Consider the following 4,721-nt stretch of genomic DNA (forward strand, 5'->3'; position numbering starts at 1 on the left):
GTGGTCGTTGCTGGATGTGGTGCGGGGTGTGGAGGGTGCTCCTTCGGTGGAGCGGGTGGATGTGGTGCAGCCGGTGTTGTGGGCTGTGATGGTGTCGTTGGCGGAGGTGTGGCGCTCGTGCGGGGTGCGGCCGGCTGCTGTGGTGGGGCATTCGCAGGGTGAGATCGCGGCCGCGTGTGTGGCGGGTGCGTTGTCGTTGGAGGATGCGGCGCTGGTGGTGGCGTTGCGTTCGCGTGCGTTGCGTGCGCTGTCGGGTCTTGGCGGCATGGTGTCGGTGGCGCGTGGTGTGTCGGTGGTGCGTGAGCTGATCGGCCGGTGGGAGGGCCGGGTGTCGGTGGCGGCGGTGAACGGGCCGTCGTCGGTGGTGGTGTCGGGTGACGCGGACGCGTTGGACGAGCTGCTGGTGGTGTGTGAGGCGCAGGGTGTGCGGGCGCGCCGGGTGGCGGTGGACTATGCGTCGCATTCGGCTCATGTGGAGCGGATCGAGGGGGAGTTGGCGGAGTTGCTGGCTCCGGTGGCGCCGCGTTCGGGTGAGGTGCCGTTCTATTCGACGGTGACGGGGGGTGTGGTCGACACGGCTTCGCTGGATGCGGGGTACTGGTACCGGAATCTGCGGGGGACGGTGGAGTTCGAGGCGGCGACGCGTGCGCTGCTGGCGGACGGTTTCCGGGTGCTGGTGGAGGTGAGTGCGCATCCGGTGGTGGCGACGGGTGTGCGCGAGACGGTCGAGGACGCGGGTGTCGCCGCCGGTGTGGTGGGCACGCTGCGGCGGGGCGAGGGCGGCTGGGAGCGGTTCACGCTGTCGCTGGGCGAGGCGTGGGCGCACGGTGCGGACGTCGACTGGGACGCCTTCTACCAAGGCGCCCGTCCCCACCGCGTCGACCTCCCCACCTACCCCTTCCCCCCTTCCGCCGCGAGTGGTACTGGCTCACCCCCGACGGGACCGACCGGACCGCCGGCACCGGCGGCGACCCCGCCGACGGCGAGTTCTGGTCCGCCGTCGAGAGCGGTGACGTCACCCGGCTGTCCACCGTCCTGGACATCACCGGCGACGACACCGAGGCCTTCAGCAGCCTGCTGCCCGCACTCGCCTCCTGGCGGCGCCGCCGCACCCTGCGCACCACCCTCGACTCCTGGCGCCACCGCGTCCACTGGACCCCCCTGACCGGAGCCGCCGGACCCGTCCCCGCCGGCCGCTGGCCCGCGCTCGTCCCCGCCGGACACGCCGACGACCCCTGGGTCGACGACGTCCTCACCGCCCTCACCGCCCGCGGCCTGCGCGTCGAACGCCACGACCTGACCGGCGGCGAGGACACCGCGGCCCTCACCGCCCTGCTCACCGCCCCCGACGGCGAGGAACCCGCCGGAGTGCTGTCGCTGCTCGCCCTCGACGAACGGCCGCACCCCGACCACCCCGCCGTACCGCGCGGCCTCGCCGCCGCCAAGGACCTGACGCACGCCCTCGCCGGTACCGGCGCCCGTCTGTGGGCGCTGACCCGCGGCGCCGTCTCGGTCGACAGCCGGGACCCGCTGACCTCGCCCGTCCAGGCCGAGACCTGGGGCTTCGGCCGCGCCGTCGCCTTCGAGCTCCCGGACACCTGGGGCGGGCTCGTCGACCTGCCGCCCACCTTCGACCCGCGCGCCCTCGACCGTCTGCCCGGTCTCCTCGGCGGCCCCGAGGACCAGCTGGCCGTGCGCGCCGCCGGCTCCTACGCCCGCCGGCTCGCCCGGATGCCGCTGCCCGAGCCCGTCGGCGACGCCGACCCCACCGGCGCCTGGGCGGCGCACGACACCGTCCTGATCACCGGCGGCACCGGCGCGCTCGGCGCCCACGTCGCCCGCTCCCTGGCCGCCGCCGGCACCCGGCACCTGGTCCTCACCAGCCGCCGGGGCCCCGACGCGCCCGGTGTCGCCGAACTCACCGCCGAACTCACCGCGCACGGGGCCCGCGTCACCGTCGCCGACTGCGACGTCGCCGACCGCGACCAGCTCGCCGGGCTCCTCGAGTCCCTCCCCGCCGACCTGCCGCTCACCGGCGTCGTCCACGCCGCGGGCGTCCTCGACGACGGCGTCCTCGACGCCCTCACCCCGGACCGCTTCGACGCCGTCCTGCGTCCCAAGAGCCTCGGCACCGCCCACCTGCACGAGCTCACCCGCGACCACGACCTGTCGATGTTCGTGCTGTTCTCCTCCGTCGTCGGTGTCCTCGGCAACGCCGGACAGGCCAACTACGCCGCCGCCAACGCCTACCTCGACGCCGTCGCCGAGCAGCGCCGCGCCGCCGGACTGCCCGTCACCTCCGTCGCCTGGGGCCCCTGGGCCGACGCCGGCATGGCCACCGCCGACGTCCTCACCGACCGGATGCGCCACGACGGACTCACCCCGATGACGCCGGACACCGCCGTCGCCGCGCTGCGCGCCGCCGTCACCGAAGGCGCCTCGCACGTCACCGTCGTCGACGTCGACTGGCCGTCGTACGCCGCGGTCCTGACCGCCGCCCGGCCCAGCCCCCTCATCGGCGACCTGCCCGAGGTCCGCCGGGCCCTGGAGGCCGCGAAGGCCGCCGCGCCCGACACCCACGCCCTGCGCGACCGACTGCGCGGCCTCGCCCCCGCCGACCAGGACCGCCTGCTCACCGACCTGGTCCGCGCCGAGGTCGCCACCGCCCTGCGCCACGCCTCGCCCGAGGCCGTCGACGTGCACCGCGCCTTCAAGGACCTGGGCTTCGACTCGCTCACCGCCGTCGAGGTGCGCAACCGCATCACCGCCGTCACCGACGTCAAACTGCCCACCACGCTGCTGTTCGACCACCCCAACACCGCCGCCGTCGTCGACCACCTCAAGGACCGGCTGCTCGGCGAACAGCGGCCCGCCGCCGCCCCCGCGGTCGTCGCGGCCGGTGTCACCGACGAACCGATGGCCGTGGTCGCCATGGCCTGCCGCTTCCCCGGAGGGGTCACCAGCCCCGAGGAACTGTGGGACCTGATGGTCGCCGAGGTCGACGCGGTGTCCACCCCGCCCGCCGACCGCGGCTGGGACCTGGACTCGATGTACGACCCCGACCCCGAACGGCAGGGCACCACCTACAGCCGTGAGGGCGGCTTCATCCAGGACATCGCCGGATTCGACCCGGCGTTCTTCGGGATCTCCCCGCGCGAGGCCCTCGCCATGGACCCGCAGCAGCGCCTGCTCCTGGAGACCTCCTGGGAGGCGTTCGAACGCGCCGGCATCGACCCGGAGACCCTGCGCTCCACCGCCACCGGGGTCTTCGTCGGCACCATCAACACCGACTACCAGGTCCGCCTCGGCGGTGCCGCGGCCCAGGAGCAGCTGGCCGGCCACCTCATGACGGGCAACGCCTCCAGCATCGCCTCCGGCCGCCTGTCCTACACGTACGGCTTCGAGGGCCCCGCCGTCACCATGGACACCGGCTGCTCGTCCTCCATGGTCGCCCTGCACCTGGCCCTGCAGTCGCTGCGCACCGGCGAGTGCACCATGGCCCTGGCCGGCGGCGTCACCATCATGTCCACCCCCGAGCCCTACGTGGAGTTCTCCCGGCAGCGCGGCCTGGCTCCCGACGGCCGCTGCAAGGCCTTCGCCGAGGGCGCCGACGGGATGGGCTTCGCCGAAGGCGTCGGTCTCGTCCTGCTGGAGCGGCTCTCCGACGCCCGCCGCAACGGCCACCCCGTGCTCGCCGTGGTGCGTGGCTCCGCCCTCAACCAGGACGGCGCCTCCAACGGCCTGACCGCCCCCAACGGCCCCTCCCAGCAGCGCGTCATCCGCCAGGCCCTCGCCAACGCCGGCCTGTCCGCCGCCGAGGTCGACGTGGTCGAGGCGCACGGCACCGGCACCCCGCTCGGCGACCCGATCGAGGCCCAGGCCATCCTCGCCACCTACGGCCAGGACCGGCCCGCCGACCGGCCGCTGCTGCTCGGCTCGCTGAAGTCGAACATCGGCCACACCCAGGCCGCCGCGGGCGTCGGCGGCATGATGAAGATGGTGCTCGCGATGCGGCACGGCATGGTGCCCAGGAGCCTGCACATCACCGAACCCACCTCGGTCGTCGACTGGGCCGACGGCGCCGTCCGCCTGGTCACCGAGCACACCGACTGGCCGGAGACCGGCCGGCCCCGCCGCGCGGGCGTCTCCTCCTTCGGCATCAGCGGCACCAACGGCCACCTCATCCTCGAACAGGCCCCGGACCCCGAGCCCGCCGACGGCGCCGAGGACCCGGCCGCGGAGACGGACGGCGTGCTCACCGGGTCGGCCCAGGCCCCGGTGTGGTTGCCGTGGGTGGTGTCGGCGAAGTCGCGTGAGGCGGTGCGGGAGCAGGCGGCGCGGCTGGCGGCGTCCGTGGCGTCGACCCGCGTCGCCATGGACCACCGCGCGGTCGTCGTCGGCAGCGACCTCGACGGCCTCCTCTCCGGCCTCGACGCGCTCGCCGCCGGCGAGCCGTCCGCCCGCGTCGTGGACGGCGTCGCCGAGACCGGACCCGGCACCGTGTTCGTCTTCCCGGGCCAGGGTTCCCAGTGGACCGGCATGGCCGATGAACTCCTGGACACCTCACCGGTGTTCGCCGCCCGGATGGCGGAGTGCGCGGCCGCCCTGTCACCGCACACCGGGTGGTCGTTGCTGGATGTGGTGCGGGGTGTGGAGGGTGCTCCTTCGGTGGAGCGGGTGGATGTGGTGCAGCCGGTGTTGTGGGCTGTGATGGTGTCGTT

The 4,721-nt window shown here is 74.5% G+C and carries 1 protein-coding gene and 1 pseudogene; both read left to right on the plus strand.

What is annotated here, in order from left to right; genetic code table 11:
* Window positions 1-61: 61 nt before the first annotated feature.
* Window positions 62-775: pseudogene (locus ADK41_RS44455) on the plus strand (acyltransferase domain-containing protein); the annotation flags it as partial.
* Window positions 776-816: 41 nt separating this feature from the next.
* Window positions 817-4,721: SDR family NAD(P)-dependent oxidoreductase (locus ADK41_RS38185; protein WP_432422512.1), on the plus strand; the 3,905-nt coding region annotated here is incomplete at its 3' end.

It is taken from the genome of Streptomyces caelestis (assembly GCF_001279005.1).
In the GTDB taxonomy this organism is placed as follows: Bacteria; Actinomycetota; Actinomycetes; order Streptomycetales; family Streptomycetaceae; genus Streptomyces; species Streptomyces heliomycini.